The sequence below is a fragment of the Brevundimonas sp. AJA228-03 genome (assembly GCF_017795885.1).
Classification (GTDB): domain Bacteria; phylum Pseudomonadota; class Alphaproteobacteria; order Caulobacterales; family Caulobacteraceae; genus Brevundimonas.
Genome location: NZ_CP059297.1, coordinates 2074279 through 2091914 on the forward strand (window position 1 = coordinate 2074279; position 17636 = coordinate 2091914).

A 17636-nucleotide genomic window follows, 5' to 3' on the forward strand; every position below is an offset into this window, starting at 1 on the left:
TCTCAATCAGCGATGCGAGACCCTAGCGACGATGGCGTCACCGATCATCTGCAGAATTTGTACGAGCAGCAGCAGCAGAACTACGGTCACCACCATGACGTCGGTCTGGAACCGCTGATATCCGAACCGGATCGCCAGGTCGCCCAGGCCCCCGGCCCCGACCACGCCCGCCATGGCCGTATAGCTGACCAGGGCGATGGCCGTGACTGTGCCTCCGGCGATGATGCCGGGCATGGCCTCCGGCAGCAGGGCGCGGGTCACGATCTGCCAGGTCGATCCGCCCATGGCCTGGGTCGCCTCGATCACGCCCTTGTCGACCTCGCGCAGCGCGGTCTCGACCAGACGCGCATAGAAGGGCGCGGCTCCCACCACCAGCGGCGGGATGGCCCCGGCGACGCCCAGCGAGGTCCCGACCAGAATCACCGTCACCGGCAGCATGACGATCAGCAGGATGATGAAGGGCACCGACCGCAGGATGTTGACGACCAGCGACAGCCCCCCGTTCAGCACCGGATTGGCCGCCAGCCGCCCCTTGCCGGACAGATACAGCAGCACGCCCAGCGGAACGCCGAACACGACCGTCAGGGCCATGGCGCCGAACAGCATCAGAAGGGTGTCGCGCGTCGCCCGCGCGATCTCGGGCCAGTCGATATTGGCGAAGAATTCCATCAAAGGGCCTCCACCACCACGCCGCGCGCCGTCAGCTGGGCGACCGCGGCGTCCGCGTCGCCGCCGGTGAAGGCCACGACCATCTGGCCATAGGGCTCGCCCCGGATGCGGCTGATGCGGCCCGACAGGATCGAATAGTCCACGCCCGTCGACCGCGCGATGCGGCTGAGTTCCGGCTCATAGGTCGAGCCGCCCCGGAAGGTCAGCCTGGCCAGCCGCCCGCCTGCCGGCACGACCGAGGCGTCGAGGGTCTCGCCCCCCTCGCCTTCGGCCAGCATGGCGCGCGTGACCGGAGACTTCGGATGCAGAAAGACATCGGCTGTGGCCCCCTCCTCCACCACCCGCCCGTCCTTCAGCACCGCCACCCGATCGCAGACGCGGCGAACCACCTCCATCTGGTGGGTGATCAGGACGATGGTCAGACCCAGATCGCGGTTCAGCCCGTCCAGCAGGGCCAGGATCTCGTCGGTCGTCTCGGGATCCAGCGCGCTCGTCGCCTCGTCGCAAAGCAGGACATCGGGACCGCAGGCCAGGGCCCGGGCGATGCCGACCCTCTGCTTCTGCCCGCCCGAAAGCTGCGCGGGATGCTTCTTCGCATGTTCCGACAGACCCAGTTGGTCCAGAAGCTCCGCCGTCCGGCGATCGACCTCCGACCCCGGCCGCCCTTCCAGCCGCAACGGAAAGGCGACGTTCTCCTCGATCGTCCTGGCGTTCAGCAGGTTGAAATGCTGGAAGATCATGCCGATCCGCCGACGCGCCGCCCGCAGGGCGGCCGGCTTCAGCGCCGTGATCTCCTGATCGCCGACGAAGACCTTGCCGGCGTCCGGGGTCTCCAGCCGGTTGATCGTGCGGATCAGCGTCGACTTGCCCGCGCCCGAGCGCCCGACCACACCGAACACCTGCCCCCTGGCCACCGTCAGATCGACCGCGTCGAGCGCCACACGTTCGCCCGCAGCGCTCCGATAGCGCCTGGTGACCCCTTCCAGCCGGATCATTCAGTCGGTCTCGAGGGCTTTCGCCGGAACGATAGTGACGCTCTCGCCGCAGCCGCAGGCGTCGGTCTGGTTCGGATTGCGGAACACGAATTTGGACGACAGTTTCGACGTCTCGTAGTCGATCTCGGACCCGATCAGGAACAGGATCGCCTTGGGGTCGATCAGGATGGTGACGCCCTTGTCCTCGACCACCTCGTCCATCGGCGCGATCTCTTCGGCATAGGCGAAGGTGTATTCCTGACCCGCGCAGCCGCCGTTCTTCACCCCGACCCGCAGGGCGACATAGGTCTTCTCGGCATTGGCCATGATCTCGCGCACGCGCCCGGCCGCGGCCTCGGTCAGGGTCACGACCCTGGGGCGCGGGCGGCGGGGACGTCCCCCGGTCAGGCCGGAGGATGACGATGTTTCAAAGTCGGTCATCAGAACATGTTCAAGGCCAGTTTGGCCTCGTCGCTCATCTTGGAGGGATCCCACGGCGGTTCGAACACCAGGTTGGCGCGGGCCGATTTGATGCCCTCGACCTTCATCACCGCGTCCTCGATCCAGCCGGGCATCTCGCCCGCCACCGGACAGCCGGGTGCCGTCAGGGTCATGTCGATCAGCACGTCCTTGTCGTCCGAAAGATCGACCTTGTAGATCAGGCCCAGCTCATAGACGTCGACCGGGATTTCCGGATCGAACACCGTCTTCAGCGCCGCGATCAGGTCCTCGGTCAGCCTGTCCAGCTCGGCCTGCGGCAGGGCGGCCGCCTGCGGTTCCGCCCAGGTCCCGGCGAAGGTCTCGCTCTGGCTGATTGCTTGGTCTTGCATCTCGCTCACACAAAGAACTCCCGCGCCTTGATCAGCGCGTCCACGAAGGCATCCGCATCTTCCACGGTGTTATATAGGGCGAAGCTGGCCCGCGCGCTCGAACTGATGCCGAAGCGACGTGACAGAGGCTCGGCGCAATGCAGCCCGGCCCGCACGGCCACGCCATACCGGTCCAGGATCTGGGCCACGTCATGGGCATGCGCCCCCTCGACCGTGAAGGTCAGGATCGCCCCCTTGCCCGGAGCCTCGCCGATGATCCGCAGCCAGTTCAGGCCCGACAGCCGCGCGACGACATGGTCGTACAGCGCCCGCTCATGCGCCGCCACGGCCTGGCGGTCGAAGGCCATGAACCACTCCAGCGCGGCCCCCAGTCCGATGACCTCGAGGATCGGCGGCGTGCCGGCCTCGAACCGGTGCGGGATGGCGGCATAGGTCACGGCCTCCTCGGTCACGGTCGCGATCATCTCGCCCCCGCCCTGATACGGCGGCAGGGCCTCCAGCGCGGCCCGCTTGCCATACAGGCCGCCGATGCCGGTCGGGCCGTACAGCTTGTGGCCGGTGAAGACGTAGAAGTCGCAGTCCAGCGCCTGGACGTCCGGGCTGCAATGCACCGCCCCCTGGCACCCGTCGACCAGCACCAGAGCCCCGGCCGCATGGGCCAGATCGGCGACGGCACGGACATCGTTCACCGTGCCCAGCACATTCGACATATGGGTCACTGTGACCAGTTTCGTCTTCGGTCCGATCAGCGCGGTCAGCCCGTCCATGTCCAGCGATCCGTCGTCCAGCGCCGGTGCCCACTTCAGCACGATCCCCAGCCGGTCGCGCAGCATCGACCAGGGCACGATGTTGGCGTGGTGCTCCATCTGCGTCGTGATGATCTCATCGCCGGGCTTCAGCCTCTGCGCCAAGCCCGCCGCCACCAGATTGAAGGCTTCGGTCCCGCCCTTGGTCCAGACGATCTGGTCGGGGCTTTCAGCGTTCAGGAAGCGGGCGACGGTTTCCCTCGCCTGTTCGAAGGCCTCGGTCGTCTCATTGGCCAGGGTGTGCAGGCCGCGGTGGACGTTGGAATAGGAGCCTTCCATCGCCGCGGTCAGGGCATCGATCACCACGCGCGGCTTCTGCGCCGAGGCGGCCGAGTCCAGATAGACCAGCGGCTTGCCGTTCACCGTCCGCGACAGGATCGGGAACTGCGCCCGGGCGGCATAGGGGTCGAAGCGGGTCAGAGTCGCGCCGTCAGCCATGACCTCACCACCTCCCTCGCGCCCTCGTGGGCGATGCGGTCGACGACCTCGAACAGGAAGGCCTGGGTCAGAAGCGCCCGCGCCTCATCGACCGGAATGCCGCGCTGCTGCATGTAGAACAGGGCGCTCTCGTCCAGATTGCCGACCGTATTGCCGTGCGCGCACTGCACGTCGTCGGCATAGATTTCCAGCTCCGGCTTGGCGTCCACCTCGGCGCGTTCGCCGAGGATCAGGGCGTGGTGGCCCATCCGCGCATCGGTGCCGTCCGCCCCGCGCTCGACCACGATCTTGCCCTGGAACACGCCGCGCGCCGTATCGCGCACCACACCCTTGGTCAGTTGCGAGGTGACGCCGTTCAGCCCGTTGTGGCGGACGACGCTGGTCAGGTCCGCATGGCGCTCGCCGGACAGGGCATAGAGGCCGTCCAGCGTCACCGCCGTCGCCTCGCCGCCGTGGGCCAGATGAGTCTCCTGCCGCTGCAGCCGTGCGCCGCCGGTGATCGTCGTCTGGCGATAGACGGCGCCGGGGGCCGTCTTCACCCGGGCCACAGCGACCGAAATGGCATCGGCAGGCTCGTCGATCAGCACGACGCGTGTGACCTCGGCGTCGGTCGGAACATCGAGATCAATCCGATAGTTGGCGACATATCCTGCGCCGGTCCCTTCATGGCTTTCCAGCAGGGTCAGCCGGGCCCCCGGCCTGACCGCGATCCGCATCGCGGCGCTGTGACCCGTCCCCGTCGCATCCGACACGAACCGCAGCCGCAGCGTCTGCTCGCCCGAGGCGACGAAGGCATCGGCCCCGACCGCGCGGCCGTTGGCGAAGGCGATCTCCTCGCCGCCAAGCGCCGCGAACGGCCCGCCGGGCGCGATCTCGACGCCTGGCGACGGCGGCGGCGTCTCGCGCAGCACCCGGGCCAGGTCGGTGTATTTCCACGCCTCTACCCGCCGCGACGGGAAGGTCGAGGGATCGCGCAGGTCGACCGCCGTCATGCGGCCTGCGGCAGGTATTTGTCATACCCTTCCGCCTCCAGCTGTAGCGCCAGTTCCGGCCCGCCCGAGGCCACGATCCGGCCGGCGGCCAGCACATGGACGCGGTCGGGTTTGATATAGTCCAGCAGCCGCTGATAGTGGGTGATCACCAGCATGGCGCGGTCGGGGCTGCGCAGGGCGTTGACCCCCTCCGACACGATCCGCAGGGCGTCAATGTCGAGGCCGGAATCGGTCTCGTCGAGGATCAGCAGCGACGGCTCCAGCAGGGCCATCTGCAGGATCTCCATCCGCTTCTTCTCGCCGCCCGAGAAGCCGACGTTCAGCGGCCGCTTCAGCATCTCGAAGTCCATCTTCAGCGCCGCCGACGCCGCCCGGACCATCTTCAGAAACGCCGGTGCCGAGACCTCCTCCTCGCCCCGCGCCCGCTTTTGCGCATTCAGCGCCGTGCGCACGAAGGTCAGGGCGGGCACGCCGGGAATCTCGATCGGATACTGGAACGACAGGAACACGCCCTTCGCCGCCCGCGCCGCCGGATCGAGGTCAAGCAGGCTCTCGCCGTTCCACTCGACCGATCCTTCGACGGCCTCGTATCCGGGCCGCCCCGACAGGGCATATCCCAGCGTCGACTTGCCCGCCCCGTTCGGCCCCATGATGGCGTGCACCTCGCCCGCCGGCACATCGAGCGTCAGCCCCTTGAGGATCGGCTTGTCGCCGACGGAGACGTGGAGGTTGGAGATGGAGAGCATGGGCGGTCTAGGTGTCCGTATCGTCTGGTTTGGGCTGCATACGCGGATCGCGCAGCGTGGAAATGTCGATGCCGTCTGGTGTGACGCGATAGACGAAGACCTTGTTCCAGTCCGAAACACTGAACTCGCGTTCGCCCTCGCGTCGACCTGGCCGACCGAGGAAGGGCCGCCGCGCCAGCAATCTCGATATCGACTTGATCTCTGTCGCGGCCTCGTCGGCGGATTTTCGGTTATTCTGTTTCAAGTAGGCGATCAGATCCTTGAACTCCTGCGTCGCCTGCGCCGACCAAATGGCCTTCGCCATCAGCGCAGTACCGCGTCGATCTGATCCTCGACCTCCTCCTGTGTGAAAGTCTCACCCCGGTCGATCTGGGCAAACCCCTCGTCGATCGCGGCAAGATCTTCTGTGGTCCAGGCGTTCGACGGCGGAACGCCGCGATCCGCATAGGCCAGGGCGGCCGAAGCGATCAGATTTTCGACTGTATCGCCCGTCCGCTCGGCGATCTGGCGCAGTCGGCCGGCGATCTCTTCGTCCAGTTCGACGTCGTAGGTCTGGAAATCGGGTTTCCGCACGGCGGTCATGGCATTCTCCGCCAGCCCACATAGCACATCGACAAGGCTCCCGCCCCGTTTGGCCCCATGATGGCGTGCACCTCGCCCGCCGGAACGTCGAGCGTCAGCCCCTTGAGGATCGGCTTGTCGCCGATGGAGACGTTGAGGTTGGAGATGGAGAGCATCTACTGCCTTGAGTTTCGAGCTGTACGCGCTTCGATCACCGCGAGCCGCGCGGCTGAGCGCACGCCATCATCTAAGCCATTCATAAAGGTCGTGATTGCCCGCGATGTTTGGCCCTCTTGCAAATCATGCTCGATGATCAAAACCGGGATTGAGATTTGGAGGAGGTCTCGCCTCTCCTGTGCACAAGATGTCATGGCTGCTTCAACAACGCTGTCAGCTGCGTCGCCAGAAGGTTCCAGCCGGCGCGCCTCACTTGATACGCAGTCATGGTAAGCCGAGTACATCTGGGCTTGGAAGCGCTTGGCATCGTTCAGGGCCGCAGTCTGCTCGGCAGTTTGGCTGACAAATGCGAGTGCCAGAAGGCCAGCTATAAGAGCGGTCACCCCACGCTCCCCTCGAGACTGATCGCCACCAGCTTCTGGGCCTCGACGGCGAACTCCATCGGCAGTTTCTGCATCACGTCGCGGACGAAGCCGTTGACCAGCAGGGCCACGGCCTCCTCCTGGCTCAGCCCGCGCTGCTGGGCGTAGAACAGCTGGTCGTCGGACAGGCGCGTGGTCGTCGCCTCGTGCTCCAGCTGGGCCGAGCCGTTGCGGGCCTCGATATAGGGCACGGTGTGGGAGCCGCAGTCGCCGCCGATGAGCAGGCTGTCGCACTGGGTGAAGTTGCGCACCCCCGTCGCCTTCGGATGCACCGAAACGAGGCCGCGATAGGTCGAGTCCGACTTTCCGGCCGAGACGGCCTTGGCGATGATCCGGCTCTTCGAGTTCCTGCCCAGATGGATCATCTTGGTGCCGGTGTCGGCCTGCTGATGCCCGTTGGTGATGGCGATCGAATAGAATTCGCCCGAGCTCTCCTCGCCGCGCAGGACGCAGGACGGGTATTTCCAGGTCACGGCCGAACCGGTCTCGACCTGGGTCCATGACACCTTCGACCGGTCGCCCCGGCAGTCGGCGCGCTTGGTGACGAAGTTGTAGATGCCGCCCCGCCCTTCCGCGTCGCCGGGGTACCAGTTCTGGACCGTCGAATATTTGATCTCGGCATCGTCCAGGGCGACCAGCTCGACCACGGCGGCATGCAGCTGGTTCTCGTCGCGCATCGGGGCTGTGCAGCCCTCGAGGTAGGAGACGTAGCTGCCCTTGTCGGCGATGATCAGGGTGCGTTCGAACTGGCCGGTCTGGCTGGCATTGATGCGGAAATAGGTCGACAGCTCCATCGGGCATTTCACGCCCGGCGGAATGTAGACGAACGAACCATCGGAAAAGACAGCTGAATTGAGCGCCGCGAAATAGTTGTCCGAGACCGGCACGACCGATCCCAGATATTGCCGCACAAGATCAGGATATTCCCGTAAGGCCTCGGAAATCGGCATGAAAATGACGCCGCCTTGGCCAGCTCGGCCTTGAAGGTGGTGACCACGCTGACGCTGTCAAACACCGCGTCCACCGCGTAGCGCGGCGCGCCCTCGACGCCCGCCAGCACCGCCTGTTCGCTGAGCGGAATGCCCAGCTTCTTGTAGATTTCCAGAATCTCGGGATCGACCTCGTCCAGCGACTTCGGACCGTCCTTCTTTTTCGGCGCGGCATAGTAAAACAGCGACTGGTAATCGACCGGCTCGTATTTCACCGAAGCCCAGGTCGGCTCTTCCATCGCCAGCCAGCGCTCATAGGCGGCCAGACGCCATTCCAGCATCCACTCCGGCTCGCCCTTCTTCTCGCTGATGAACCTGACGATGTCGGCGTTCAGCCCGCGCGGGGCGTATTCGGTCTCGATGTCCGAGGTGAAGCCATGCTCGTACTTCTCCAGCGCGGCGACGGCGTCGATGGTTTCCTGAACGGCGGCCATGGCTTAGGCGACTTCCTTCGTGCGCGCTGCCTGTCTGGCGCGATGGGTCTCGTATGCCTTGGTCCAGGCGTCGGCGAAGCGTGACCAATCGTCTTGCGTCGTGCCCCATCCGCCCGAGACGCGCACGCCCCCGGTCGCCAGATCCATCCGCCCCATGGCCACGATCGTCCGGCTGGGTCTGGTCTTGCCGGAGGAGCAGGCGCTGCCGGCCGAGACCATGATGCCGCCGAGATCGAGCACGATCAGGGCCTGCGGGCTGTCCCAGTCGGCGACCGACAGGAACAGGGTGTTGGGCAGCCTCGGCGCGCCCTTGCCGATGATGGTCGCCCCTGCCGCCTCGACCGCGACCTCGGCCGCGTCGCGCCAGGCCCTGTGCGCCTCGGCCAGCGGCAGGTCGCGAGCCGCGCAGTCGGCTGCGATGCCGAAGCCGTGGATGCCCGGCACGTTCTCGGTCCCGGCCCTCAGGCCCCGCTCCTGCCCGGCACCACGGACGATCGACACCGCCGCCCGGCCTTCGCCCAGCACCAGCGCGCCCACACCCTGTGGCCCGCCCAGCTTGTGCGCGGACAGGGTCAAACTGTCGGCCTTCAGAGCCCCCATCGATACCGGGATCTTGCCCGCCGACTGGATCGCATCGACGTGCAGCCAGCCCCCGGCTTCCCGCACCATAGCGGCGGCCTCACGGATCGGCTGGATCACACCGCTTTCATTATTGGCATGGTGGATGGCCACGACAGCCTTGCCCGGGCCGCGCAGCAGTTCCGACAGCTTGCCGAGATCGATCACGCCGCGCGCATCGACCGGCAGCACCTTGACCGGCTTGCCCGAGGCCACGGCGGCCTCCGCGACGCAGGGATGCTCCGAGGCGCAGACGATCAGCCGCTCGAACCCGGCCGCCAGCGCACTGGCGATCGCCTGGGCATTCGATTCCGTCCCGCCGGACGAGAAGATCACGCTTTGCGCATCCGCCCCGACCAGATCGGCCACCCGGGCTCTTGCCGTCTCGACACGCGCCCGCGCCCGCCGCCCGGCGGCGTGCACCGCCGACGGATTGCCGTTGTCGGCCAGGGCTTCGGCCATCGCCGCCTGAACCTCGGGCCGCACGAGGGCCGAGGCGTTGTAGTCCAGATAGACGCCGGTCATGCCGCCACGCCCATGTCGGCACCGGCCGCCGCAGACCGCCGTGACCCCGTCCGGTTCATGATGACGTCTTCCAGCGATACACTGGCCAGATAGCGGTGGATCTCGTCGCCCAGATCCTCCCACAGATTGTGGGTGATGCAGCGTTCACCGGCCATCATGCAGCCGCGCGGCGAGGAATGGGCCGCGCACCGCGTCGCCCGGATCGGCTCATCGACGGCCAGCACGATCTCCGACACCACGGTCTCGCCCGCCGCCTTGGCCAGGCGATAGCCGCCGCCCGGCCCGCGCACGCTGCGCACCAGTCCGTTCTTCCTCAGCCGGGCGAACAGCTGTTCCAGATAACTCAATGAAATCTCTTGACGAGTGGCGATCTCGGCCAGCGACACGGCCCGGCCGTCGGCTCCCTCGCCCTGGCCGTTCCTGGCCAGATCGGCCATCGCCATCACGGCATATCGTCCCTTGGTCGACAGTCGCATCGTCGTCCTCAAAATTCGCGCGCATTTCCGGGGTCTTGTGCTATGACCCGCCGCTTCGCGAGGCGGCCGAACGCAGGGATGGACCTAGAATGTCCTACCCCCGTGGTCAAGTATTCCGGCGGCCCGAAATGACAGTTGAACGGATTCCAGAGCCCCATGCCTGAAGTCATCCTGCCCGGCGCCTCCGGTCGTATCGAGGGCCGCTATTCCCCCGGCAAGCGCGCCAATGCACCGATCGCCCTGATCCTGCACCCGCACCCCAAGGCGGGCGGGCATATGAACAACCCCGTCACCGTGACCCTGCACCAGCTGTTCCAGCAGCGCGGCTTCGCCACCCTGCGCTATAATTCGCGCGGCGTCGGCAAGTCGCAGGGCGAGTTCGACTCAGGCATCGGCGAGCTGGCCGACGCGGCCACCGCCCTGGACTGGCTTCAGTCCAACAACCCGGCCGCCACCCAGACCTGGGTCGCCGGCTATCAGTTCGGGGCCTATATCGGCATGCAGCTGCTGATGCGCCGGCCCGAGACGGACGGCTTCATCTCGGTCTCGCCGCCGTCGAACATGTACGACTTCAGCTTCCTGGCCCCCTGCCCGGCGTCCGGCCTGTTCCTGCACGGCACGGCCGACACCATCGTGCCGCCGGTCGAGGTCGAGCGCGTGGTCAACAAGCTGCGGACCCAGAAGGGCATCGTCATCGATTACGAGCTGGAAGACGGCGCCAGCCACTTCTGGCAGGACCACATCGACGCCGTGGAGCGCCGCGTGGGCCTGTATCTGGACAAGCGGCTGGAGGCCGAGCCGGCTTGAGACGTGTCAGCCTTTCCGGCCCGGAACGGCACCGGCCTCGATCGCCTCATCGACACAGGCTTTGCGCTCGGCATCCGAGCCTTCAGGATCTGCGCTCCTGAAGGCTCGGACGAGGGCGCGGACCTCTGCCTGTCGTGAGGCGTCGCTCTGCGCATCGGTGAGCCGAAGGGCCCACCAGTCCCTGACGAACCAGGACGGCCCGGCGACCCGACCGGTCTGACTCATGACATCCTCGATCATGATCATGATCTGGGCATGACAGATCTCGGCCCGGACAGGCGGCGTCACGTCCGCCGTTGCGGCGAGCATGAACAGGATTGCGGCTGACATAGCGGTCTCCGTTTCAACCGTACTGCAGGAACGGCCGCCGCGCCTCGATCCAGGCCGCCTCGTCCGGTCCGGCGATCGCGTCCAGATCGCCGGGCGTCGCCTCGGCGTCATCGACCCATTCGCGCAGGCCCGGCCCGCCGTTGATGACGTCGATCGGCAGCTTGCCGAAGGCATATTCATACGGAAAATCCCGCCACAGCGCGTAGTCGGGATACAGCCGCCGGATTGCCTTGAAGCCCAGGGCCTGGACCCGCCACGGCCGGAACGCCGCGTGGCCATAGCCCGGCCCCTCGACATGGATCTGCACCCCGGAACACAGGGTGCCGACATGTTTGTGGAAGGTCGGCTCGAACCACATATCCCTCAGAACACAGCCGCCCAGCCATTGCGGGGCCAGCGCCCGCATTTCGGCGATCACGGCGCGGGCGTCGATGTCCGGGGCCCCGAACAGCTCCAGCGGCCGGGTCGTGCCCCGTCCTTCCGACAGGGTCGCCCCCTCGACCATCACCGTCCCCGGATAGGCGCGCGCCATCGACAGGTTGGGCGCATTGGGACTGGGGTTGATCCAGGCCCGTTCCCCCAGCGGCCAGCCGAAGCCGGGCCCGTCCTCGGGGTCATAGCCCTGCATTGCGATGACGCGATAGTCGACATCCAGCCTGAAGTGATCGATGAACCAGTGACCCAGTTCGCCCAGGGTCATGCCGTGCCGCATCGGCATCGGCCCGGCCCCGACGAAACTCTCCCATCCCGGCAGCAGGGTGGTGCCCTCGACTGGCCGCCCGGCCGGATTGGGCCGATCCAGCACCCAGACCGCCTTGCCGTGCTCCGCCGCCGCCTCCAGCACGTAAAGCAGGGTCGTGATGAAGGTATAGATGCGGCAGCCCAGATCCTGCAGGTCGATCAGGATAACGTCGAACGTCTCCAGCGACGCCGCCGTCGGCCGACGGACCTCGCCGTACAGGCTGAAGACCGGAAAGCCGTGGACCGGATCGGTCTCGTCCGGGCTTTCCATCATATTGTCCTGCAGGTCGCCCTTCATCCCGTGCTGGGGCCCGAAGGCAGCCGTCAGATTGACCCCCGCCGCCATCAGCGCATCGACCGAATGGGTCAGGTCCGCCGTCACCGAGGCCGGATGCGCCAGCAGCGCCACCCGCCGCCCCTTCAGCGCGGCGAGCAGATCAGGCTCGGACAGAACGCGGTCGATGCCGAACTTCATGGCAGGTCCAGGATGAAGGAGTCGGGATGATGAAAGTCCGGCTTATCGGACGGATGGACCAGTGCCCAGTAGGTCCTGTCGCCATTCAGGGCCTGGATCACGGCCGACAGGGCCAGCTTTCCGGCCGAGGCTGGCAGATCGAGGCGGGCTTCAAGCGCCAGCATGTCGGACGCGAGATCGAGCGGCGACACGTCCACGATCTCAGCCGCCTCGGTCATCCCTTCCCGATAGCCGACAAAGCCATACGACGCCCATTGCCCCGACGGCGACAGGTTGAACTCCCGATAGCCGTCGGCCGTCCGGACGAAGATCTCGAAACAGGTCTGCTCCCACAGGCGATCCGCCCTGCCGCCCCCCTGATCTGTCGGCCACTTCACGGCCCCGACGTCTCCGGCCACGATAAAGCGGACCCACAGACGGTCGCCCTGCCGCTCCAGCTTGACCTCCATCTGCACGGCCGGCCTCGACATCCCGCCCGGGTGCGGCCGCAGCATCGCGGTGATCAGGCCTTCGGGTTCAACGGGATCCAGCATCGCTCAGGACTACACGCCCCTCCCCGACCAGGCCAAGCCCGCTGCATCCGGTTCTGACGCAGCGATATGCCAGACTCCTCGCACCGAAGGCCCGTGCCCGGGCCAGCGCGCCGGGCCTCGAGAAGTTGGAGTCACGTTTTGCGACTCTGACTCCACTGTCGTCCGCCCTTCGACCCGGCGACGGACCGTGCTACTGCCCCCGCTTCCCTTGCCGCCAGGCCTGAAGCCATGACCGATCCAGCCTTCCAGTCCGACTTCCTGCGAACCCTCCAGGCACGCGGCTATATCCATCAGATCACCCATTCGGCCGAGCTGGATGCCGCGGCCATCGCGGGCGTGGTCACCGGCTATATCGGCTTCGACGCCACGGCCCCCAGCCTTCATATTGGCAGCCTGATCCAGATCATGATGCTGCGTCGGCTGCAGCAGGCCGGTCACCGCCCCATCGTCATCATGGGCGGCGGCACGACCAAGGTCGGCGATCCGACCGGCAAGGACGCGTCGCGCCCCCACCTGTCCGACGAGACGATCGCCGCCAACATCGCCTCCATCCGCACCGTGTTCGAGAAATTCCTGACCTTCGGCGATGGCCCGACCGATGCGATCATGATCGACAACGACGACTGGCTGTCGACCTATGGCTACATCCAGTTCCTGCGCGACTACGGCACCCATTTCACGGTCAACCGGATGCTGGCGTTCGACTCGGTCAAGCTGCGGCTGGAACGCGAACAGCCGATGACCTTCCTCGAGTTCAACTACATGCTGATGCAGTCGGTGGATTTCCTGGAGCTGAACCGACGTGTGAACTGCACCCTGCAGATGGGCGGATCGGATCAATGGGGCAACATCGTCTCCGGCGTCGACCTGGTCCGCCGGGTGGATCAGAAGGCCGCCTTCGGCCTGACCACGCCGCTGCTCACCACGGCCTCCGGCGGCAAGATGGGCAAGACGGCCCAGGGCGCGGTCTGGCTGAACGCCGAGCAGCTCAGCCCCTATGACTACTGGCAATACTGGCGCAATACCGAGGACGGCGACGTCGGCCGCTTCATGCGCCTGTTCACCGACCTGTCGCTGGACGAGATCGCCGGCTTCGAGGCCCTGCAGGGCGCGGAGATCAACGACGCCAAGAAGGCCCTCGCCGACGCCGCGACCACTATGCTGCATGGCGCGGACGCTGCGGCTTCCGCCCGGGCCGCCGCTGAAGGCGCATTCGAGCGCGGGACCCTGTCCGCCGACCTGCCGACCATCGACCTGCCCTCGTCTGAAGTGATCGGAGCCATGCTGGCCGCCGTCGCCACCCGCTCGGGACTGACGGCTTCCAATGGCGAGGCGCGACGTCTGGCCCAGGGCGGCGGCCTGCGACTGAATGACGAGGCGATCGCCGACGGGGCACGCCTTATCGAGGCGACCGACGTCAACGCCGACGGCGTTATCAAGCTGGCGGCGGGCAAAAAGAAGCTCCTGCTCGTCCGCCCCGTCTGAACGGAGAAGAGACATGACCGAGATCACCACGGGCTCCAGGGCCCCCGCCTTCAACATGCCCGCCGACGGCGGTGCCCGCGCCACCCTGTCCGGCCCTTCGGTGCTGTATTTCTACCCCAAGGCCGACACGCCCGGCTGCACCAATGAGGCGAAGGACTTCACCGAACACGCCGATGCCTTCGCCGCCGCCGGCGTGATGGTCATCGGCGTGTCGAAGGACCCGGTGAAGAAGCTCGACCGGTTCAAGGCCAAATACGACCTCAAGGTCACCCTGGCCTCCGACGAGGAGACCGGCGTCACCGAGGCCTATGGCGTCTGGGTCGAGAAGAGCATGTACGGCAAGACCTATATGGGCATCGAGCGCGCGACCTTCCTGATCGACGCATCAGGCACCGTGCGGCAGGTCTGGCGCAAGGTCTCGGTCAAGGGACACGCCGAGGCCGTTCTGGACGCTGCAAGGGCTCTCTGAACGTGAAGGCGTCGACTGTATTGATGCGTATACAGTCTATTTGAAAAACGCCTGACACGCGAATCTGCTTTCGAATAGATTCGTTGGCGGGTCGGCAGCACGCCATCATGGTTAAGACTGCATGAACGCTATTGCAGCCGCGCAACAGTTGCAGGATAATCAGTCCCGTACATGGGGGCGTGTTACGATGGCTGAAGAACAGGGAGTGATCAGGCACTCTTTGATTGAACGCTGGTTTCCGGAACGGCATGTCTTTCTCCGCACCAGCGGCGAGACGCGTGGATATGTTCTGACCAGCGGACGTCAGATGCTGCTGGCTGCGGCCGGAATCGTGGTCGCGGGCTGGACCCTGGTCGCATCCGGCGGCTTCATCTTCGACATGGTGGCCAGAAGCCGCGCTGACGACGAGGTCGTTCGGGCGCGGGCCGCTTCCGAACGCCTCAATGCCGACCTTCAGGCGCGGCTGGAAACCGCCGTCGTCCGCATGTCGGCCACGACCGGCGGACTGGATGAGATGGCCAGCATGGTCGAGCGTCGCCACGCGGCCCTGACCCGTGTCATGAGCATGTTCCATGGCGTCCAGGGGGCCGAGACGGTCCTGGCCCCGGCCACACCGCCCGCGCCGGGCCAGGCCCGCCCCATCCAGCGCATCGTCGCGGTCCGCATGGACCAGGAACGCCTGATCGAACGGGCCGGAGACTTCGCCCAGACCCGTGCCGAACGCCTGCGTCTGGCCTTCCGCCTCGCAGGACTCAACCCGGCTGTCTACGGTGCCGCCGGATCGGCCCTGGGTGGCCCGCTGATCGAGGCCGGCGATCCCAAGGCCCTGGCCACCATTCTGGACGTGGACGAACCCTTCGCCGTGCGCATCCGTCACGCCGCCGACAACCTGACCGAAATGCGCCGCCTGGCCGATGCGGCCGAGGACCTGCCCTTCGCCCGGCCGACCCAGTCGCGCACGACCTCGGGCTTCGGCGTCCGCTTCGATCCGTTCAACGGTCGCCCCGCTGTGCACCAGGGCCAGGACTTCGCCGCCCCCCTGAACGCGCCGATCTACTCGACCGCTCCCGGCATTGTGTCTTTTGCCGGGGTTCGTTCAGGGTATGGCAACACCATTGAGATAGACCACGGTCACGGCTTCAAGACCCGTTTCGCCCATCTGAACGCCATGGCCGTCGAACCCGGCCAGCGCATCGCGCTGGGCCAGCGGATCGGGGCCATGGGCACGACAGGCCGCTCTACCGGCGTCCACCTGCACTACGAGGTATGGATGGATGGCCGACCCCAGAACCCCGCACGCTTCATGAGAGCCGGAGATCAACTTGTTCAATAAGCCGAAAGCCCCCGCCCCCTCCACACCCGACCGTCCGTCGAACGCCATACCCATTCCGCCGCTGCCCGACCTTCCCTCGCCCGGCATGAATCGCTCGGCATCCTCGCCCGCCCCGTCCCCGGTCGCCTCCTCGCGTGGCCTGTCGACCCTGTCGTCGGACCTGCAGTTCGAAGGGAGTGTCTCGGGGGCCGGTGACCTTCAGGTGGACGGTTCGGTCAAGGGCGACGTCCGCGTCGGCCGCCTCATCGTCGGCGAAACCGGGGCCATCGAAGGCAATGTCACCGCCGATTACCTCGAAGTCCGCGGCCGCATCGTCGGTGGCGTCAACGGCAAGCAGGTCAAGCTGGTCTCGACCGCCTATGTCGACGGCGACATCACCGCCGAGCAGCTGTCGATCGACATCGGTGCCTATTTCCAGGGCCGCGTCCTGCAGAGCCGCCGCGAGGCCCCCGCAGCCGCTGCGCCCGCGCCGCGCCCGACTCCGTCCGCCTTCGAGGCTCCGCCGGCACCTGCCCCCGCGCCCGCCGAGCCCGCGCCTCAGGTCATCGACCCCAAGGAAGCATAAGCCGTCCAGTCTCTCCCTCCCCCTCGGGGGAGGGGAAATCTGCCGCCCTACTCGACGGTCGAGCCGCGCGTCTCTCCGACCCGGGCCGCCAGGGCCGCGCCCATGAAGGCGTCCAGATCGCCGTCCAGAACCCCCTGGGTGTCCGACGTCTCGACCTCTGTCCGCAGGTCCTTGACCATCTGGTAGGGCTGCAGGACGTAGCTGCGGATCTGGTGCCCCCAGCCGATATCCGTCTTGGCATCGGCCAGGGCTTGCGCCGCCGCCTCACGCTTCTGAAGCTCCAGCTCGTACAGACGCCCGCGCAGCATCTTCCAGGCCTGTTCCCGGTTCTGGTGCTGCGAGCGTCCGGCCTGGCAGGCCACGACGGTATTGGTCGGAATGTGCGTCAGCCGCACGGCCGAATCCGTCTTGTTGATGTGCTGGCCACCGGATCCTGACGCACGATAGGTATCGGTCCGCACATCGGCGGGGTTGATGTCGATCTCGATGGTATCGTCCACGACCGGCGAAACCCCGACCGAGGCGAACGAGGTGTGGCGCTTGGCCGCCGCGTCATAGGGGCTGATCCGCACCAGCCTGTGCACACCGGATTCGGACTTCAGCCAGCCATAGGCATTGGGGCCGCTGACCAGGATGGTCGCCGACTTGATCCCGGCCTGATCGCCGTCTTCCGACGCCTCGACCTCGACCTCGTAGCCATGCGCCCTGGCCCAGCGCGAATACATCCGCAGCAGCATTCCGGCCCAGTCGCAGGACTCGGTGCCACCCGCACCGGAGTTCACTTCCAGATAGGCGTCGTTGCCGTCGGCCTCCCCGGACAGAAGGGCCTCCAGCTCCGCGCGTGCCGCCCGGTCCTTGATCGCCTTCAGCTGCGCGCGCGCCTCTTCCAGCGTCGCCTCGTCGCCTTCCTCGTCGGCCATGTCGGCCAGCATGATGCCGTCCTCGAGGTCGCGCTCCATGCCCTTGACGGCATTGATCTGGGCTTCCAGCTTCGAGCGCTCGCGGCTGACCGCCTGCGCTTCGTCGGGCCTGTCCCACAGTGTCGGGTCCTCGACCCTCGCGTTCAGCTCATCGAGTTTTCGGTTGGCGACATCCCAGTCAAAGACGCCTCCTGAGCAGAGCGACACTCTGCTCGATGTCGGCCTTCATGGCCTCGACATCCGGTCTCATCGCGAACTCCTGCGAATGCAAAAAGAAGACGGCGCGCCGGAGGGCGCGCCGCTCATGAGGGTCTAACTAGG

At 66.5% G+C, this 17636-nt stretch carries 21 protein-coding genes and 2 pseudogenes; 5 read left to right on the forward strand and 18 right to left on the reverse strand.

Features of this window, described 5'->3' with window-relative positions:
* Window positions 1–6 precede the first annotated feature (6 nt).
* The 14 genes and pseudogenes from HZ989_RS10360 to HZ989_RS10425 all read right to left on the reverse strand — a co-directional run bounded on the left by HZ989_RS10360 (window position 7) and on the right by HZ989_RS10425 (window position 9657).
* Entirely contained in the window at window positions 7–669 is a 663-nt protein-coding gene (locus HZ989_RS10360) for a methionine ABC transporter permease (RefSeq protein ID WP_209320754.1), read from the reverse strand.
* Complete coding sequence (locus HZ989_RS10365) at window positions 669–1664, reverse strand: methionine ABC transporter ATP-binding protein (protein ID WP_209320755.1); 996 nt, start codon at window positions 1662–1664, stop codon at window positions 669–671. Before HZ989_RS10365 ends, HZ989_RS10360 begins: the two co-directional genes overlap by 1 nt.
* On the reverse strand, window positions 1665–2084 hold the full coding sequence (locus tag HZ989_RS10370) for an iron-sulfur cluster assembly accessory protein (protein ID WP_209320756.1): 420 nt from the start codon (window positions 2082–2084) through the stop codon (window positions 1665–1667). It abuts the gene before it with no gap.
* Complete coding sequence (locus HZ989_RS10375) at window positions 2084–2473, reverse strand: SUF system Fe-S cluster assembly protein (protein WP_209320757.1); 390 nt, start codon at window positions 2471–2473, stop codon at window positions 2084–2086. The genes HZ989_RS10370 and HZ989_RS10375 overlap by 1 nt, the downstream gene beginning before the upstream one ends.
* Before the next feature lie 5 nt (window positions 2474–2478).
* Complete coding sequence (locus HZ989_RS10380; RefSeq protein WP_209320758.1) at window positions 2479–3717, reverse strand: aminotransferase class V-fold PLP-dependent enzyme; 1239 nt, start codon at window positions 3715–3717, stop codon at window positions 2479–2481.
* Window positions 3696–4709 carry a Fe-S cluster assembly protein SufD gene (gene sufD, locus HZ989_RS10385; RefSeq protein WP_209320759.1) on the reverse strand — a complete coding sequence of 338 codons (1014 nt, stop codon included), beginning with the start codon at window positions 4707–4709 and terminating at the stop codon, window positions 3696–3698. The genes HZ989_RS10380 and sufD overlap by 22 nt, the downstream gene beginning before the upstream one ends.
* Window positions 4706–5455: a Fe-S cluster assembly ATPase SufC gene (gene sufC, locus HZ989_RS10390; protein WP_209320760.1), complete on the reverse strand. Its 750-nt coding sequence runs from the start codon at window positions 5453–5455 to the stop codon at window positions 4706–4708. The genes sufD and sufC (HZ989_RS10390) overlap by 4 nt, the downstream gene beginning before the upstream one ends.
* Before the next feature lie 7 nt (window positions 5456–5462).
* Window positions 5463–5759: a type II toxin-antitoxin system RelE/ParE family toxin gene (locus tag HZ989_RS10395; RefSeq protein ID WP_209320761.1), complete on the reverse strand. Its 297-nt coding sequence runs from the start codon at window positions 5757–5759 to the stop codon at window positions 5463–5465.
* A complete protein-coding gene (locus HZ989_RS10400) occupies window positions 5759–6037 on the reverse strand; it encodes a hypothetical protein (RefSeq protein ID WP_209320762.1) in 279 nt (92 codons plus the stop codon). The genes HZ989_RS10395 and HZ989_RS10400 overlap by 1 nt, the downstream gene beginning before the upstream one ends.
* Before the next feature lie 17 nt (window positions 6038–6054).
* Window positions 6055–6192 (reverse strand): annotated as a pseudogene (gene sufC / locus HZ989_RS10405) (Fe-S cluster assembly ATPase SufC); the annotation flags it as partial.
* Entirely contained in the window at window positions 6193–6576 is a 384-nt protein-coding gene (locus HZ989_RS10410) for a hypothetical protein (RefSeq protein WP_209320763.1), read from the reverse strand.
* A pseudogene (sufB, locus tag HZ989_RS10415) lies at window positions 6573–8038 on the reverse strand (Fe-S cluster assembly protein SufB). Before sufB ends, HZ989_RS10410 begins: the two are co-directional and overlap by 4 nt.
* A gap of 3 nt (window positions 8039–8041) precedes the next feature.
* Entirely contained in the window at window positions 8042–9181 is a 1140-nt protein-coding gene (locus tag HZ989_RS10420) for a cysteine desulfurase family protein (RefSeq protein WP_209320764.1), read from the reverse strand.
* Window positions 9178–9657, reverse strand: coding sequence for an Rrf2 family transcriptional regulator (locus HZ989_RS10425; RefSeq protein ID WP_209320765.1), 480 nt, complete (start codon window positions 9655–9657; stop codon window positions 9178–9180). The genes HZ989_RS10420 and HZ989_RS10425 overlap by 4 nt, the downstream gene beginning before the upstream one ends.
* 156 nt (window positions 9658–9813) lie before the next feature.
* Here HZ989_RS10425 and HZ989_RS10430 point away from each other — a divergent pair, with 156 nt between their 5' ends.
* Complete coding sequence (locus HZ989_RS10430) at window positions 9814–10464, forward strand: alpha/beta hydrolase (protein ID WP_209320766.1); 651 nt, start codon at window positions 9814–9816, stop codon at window positions 10462–10464.
* A 6-nt stretch (window positions 10465–10470) separates the two neighbouring features.
* On the opposite strand, the gene HZ989_RS10435 is transcribed toward HZ989_RS10430, so the two are convergent.
* The 3 genes from HZ989_RS10435 to HZ989_RS10445 are packed head-to-tail and all read right to left on the reverse strand — an operon-like array spanning window position 10471 to window position 12543.
* Entirely contained in the window at window positions 10471–10794 is a 324-nt protein-coding gene (locus HZ989_RS10435) for a hypothetical protein (protein WP_209320767.1), read from the reverse strand.
* A gap of 13 nt (window positions 10795–10807) precedes the next feature.
* The gene (locus tag HZ989_RS10440) at window positions 10808–12010 is read right to left on the reverse strand and encodes an exo-beta-N-acetylmuramidase NamZ domain-containing protein (protein ID WP_209320768.1); all 1203 of its coding nucleotides are present in this window, start codon (window positions 12008–12010) and stop codon (window positions 10808–10810) included.
* A complete protein-coding gene (locus HZ989_RS10445) occupies window positions 12007–12543 on the reverse strand; it encodes a DOMON-like domain-containing protein (RefSeq protein ID WP_209320769.1) in 537 nt (178 codons plus the stop codon). Before HZ989_RS10445 ends, HZ989_RS10440 begins: the two co-directional genes overlap by 4 nt.
* A 228-nt stretch (window positions 12544–12771) precedes the next feature.
* Between HZ989_RS10445 and tyrS the strand changes: the two genes are divergently transcribed.
* The 4 genes from tyrS to HZ989_RS10465 all read left to right on the forward strand — a co-directional run bounded on the left by tyrS (window position 12772) and on the right by HZ989_RS10465 (window position 16395).
* Entirely contained in the window at window positions 12772–14028 is a 1257-nt protein-coding gene (gene tyrS / locus HZ989_RS10450) for a tyrosine--tRNA ligase (RefSeq protein WP_209320770.1), read from the forward strand.
* Window positions 14029–14041: 13 nt separating this feature from the next.
* Window positions 14042–14497, forward strand: coding sequence for a peroxiredoxin (locus HZ989_RS10455; RefSeq protein ID WP_209320771.1), 456 nt, complete (start codon window positions 14042–14044; stop codon window positions 14495–14497).
* A 187-nt stretch (window positions 14498–14684) separates the two neighbouring features.
* Complete coding sequence (locus HZ989_RS10460; RefSeq protein WP_209320772.1) at window positions 14685–15830, forward strand: peptidoglycan DD-metalloendopeptidase family protein; 1146 nt, start codon at window positions 14685–14687, stop codon at window positions 15828–15830.
* A complete protein-coding gene (locus HZ989_RS10465; protein ID WP_209320773.1) occupies window positions 15820–16395 on the forward strand; it encodes a polymer-forming cytoskeletal protein in 576 nt (191 codons plus the stop codon). The genes HZ989_RS10460 and HZ989_RS10465 overlap by 11 nt, the downstream gene beginning before the upstream one ends.
* Window positions 16396–16442: 47 nt before the next feature.
* Here HZ989_RS10465 and prfB read toward each other — a convergent pair.
* A protein-coding gene (gene prfB, locus HZ989_RS10470; protein WP_209320774.1) for a peptide chain release factor 2 occupies window positions 16443–17565 on the reverse strand; the annotation gives its coding sequence in 2 pieces (ribosomal slippage) (window positions 16443–17495 and window positions 17497–17565; 1122 coding nt in all).
* Window positions 17566–17636 lie beyond the last annotated feature (71 nt).

Excerpts from the sequence above, each read along its gene's own strand:
- HZ989_RS10360 (WP_209320754.1), bottom strand. The coding sequence starts at position 669 with ATGGAATTCTTCGCCAATATCGACTGGCCCGAGATCGCGCGGGCGACG.
- HZ989_RS10430 (WP_209320766.1), top strand. The coding sequence starts at position 9,814 with ATGCCTGAAGTCATCCTGCCCGGCGCCTCCGGTCGTATCGAGGGCCGC.
- HZ989_RS10380 (WP_209320758.1), bottom strand. The coding sequence starts at position 3,717 with ATGGCTGACGGCGCGACTCTGACCCGCTTCGACCCCTATGCCGCCCGG.
- HZ989_RS10370 (WP_209320756.1), bottom strand. The coding sequence starts at position 2,084 with ATGACCGACTTTGAAACATCGTCATCCTCCGGCCTGACCGGGGGACGT.
- HZ989_RS10400 (WP_209320762.1), bottom strand. The coding sequence starts at position 6,037 with ATGACCGCCGTGCGGAAACCCGATTTCCAGACCTACGACGTCGAACTG.
- HZ989_RS10455 (WP_209320771.1), top strand. The coding sequence starts at position 14,042 with ATGACCGAGATCACCACGGGCTCCAGGGCCCCCGCCTTCAACATGCCC.
- HZ989_RS10445 (WP_209320769.1), bottom strand. The coding sequence starts at position 12,543 with ATGCTGGATCCCGTTGAACCCGAAGGCCTGATCACCGCGATGCTGCGG.
- HZ989_RS10440 (WP_209320768.1), bottom strand. The coding sequence starts at position 12,010 with ATGAAGTTCGGCATCGACCGCGTTCTGTCCGAGCCTGATCTGCTCGCC.
- HZ989_RS10460 (WP_209320772.1), top strand. The coding sequence starts at position 14,685 with ATGGCTGAAGAACAGGGAGTGATCAGGCACTCTTTGATTGAACGCTGG.
- HZ989_RS10420 (WP_209320764.1), bottom strand. The coding sequence starts at position 9,181 with ATGACCGGCGTCTATCTGGACTACAACGCCTCGGCCCTCGTGCGGCCC.
- sufC (WP_209320760.1), bottom strand. The coding sequence starts at position 5,455 with ATGCTCTCCATCTCCAACCTCCACGTCTCCGTCGGCGACAAGCCGATC.
- HZ989_RS10375 (WP_209320757.1), bottom strand. The coding sequence starts at position 2,473 with ATGCAAGACCAAGCAATCAGCCAGAGCGAGACCTTCGCCGGGACCTGG.
- sufD (WP_209320759.1), bottom strand. The coding sequence starts at position 4,709 with ATGACGGCGGTCGACCTGCGCGATCCCTCGACCTTCCCGTCGCGGCGG.
- tyrS (WP_209320770.1), top strand. The coding sequence starts at position 12,772 with ATGACCGATCCAGCCTTCCAGTCCGACTTCCTGCGAACCCTCCAGGCA.
- HZ989_RS10435 (WP_209320767.1), bottom strand. The coding sequence starts at position 10,794 with ATGTCAGCCGCAATCCTGTTCATGCTCGCCGCAACGGCGGACGTGACG.
- HZ989_RS10425 (WP_209320765.1), bottom strand. The coding sequence starts at position 9,657 with ATGCGACTGTCGACCAAGGGACGATATGCCGTGATGGCGATGGCCGAT.
- HZ989_RS10365 (WP_209320755.1), bottom strand. The coding sequence starts at position 1,664 with ATGATCCGGCTGGAAGGGGTCACCAGGCGCTATCGGAGCGCTGCGGGC.
- HZ989_RS10395 (WP_209320761.1), bottom strand. The coding sequence starts at position 5,759 with ATGGCGAAGGCCATTTGGTCGGCGCAGGCGACGCAGGAGTTCAAGGAT.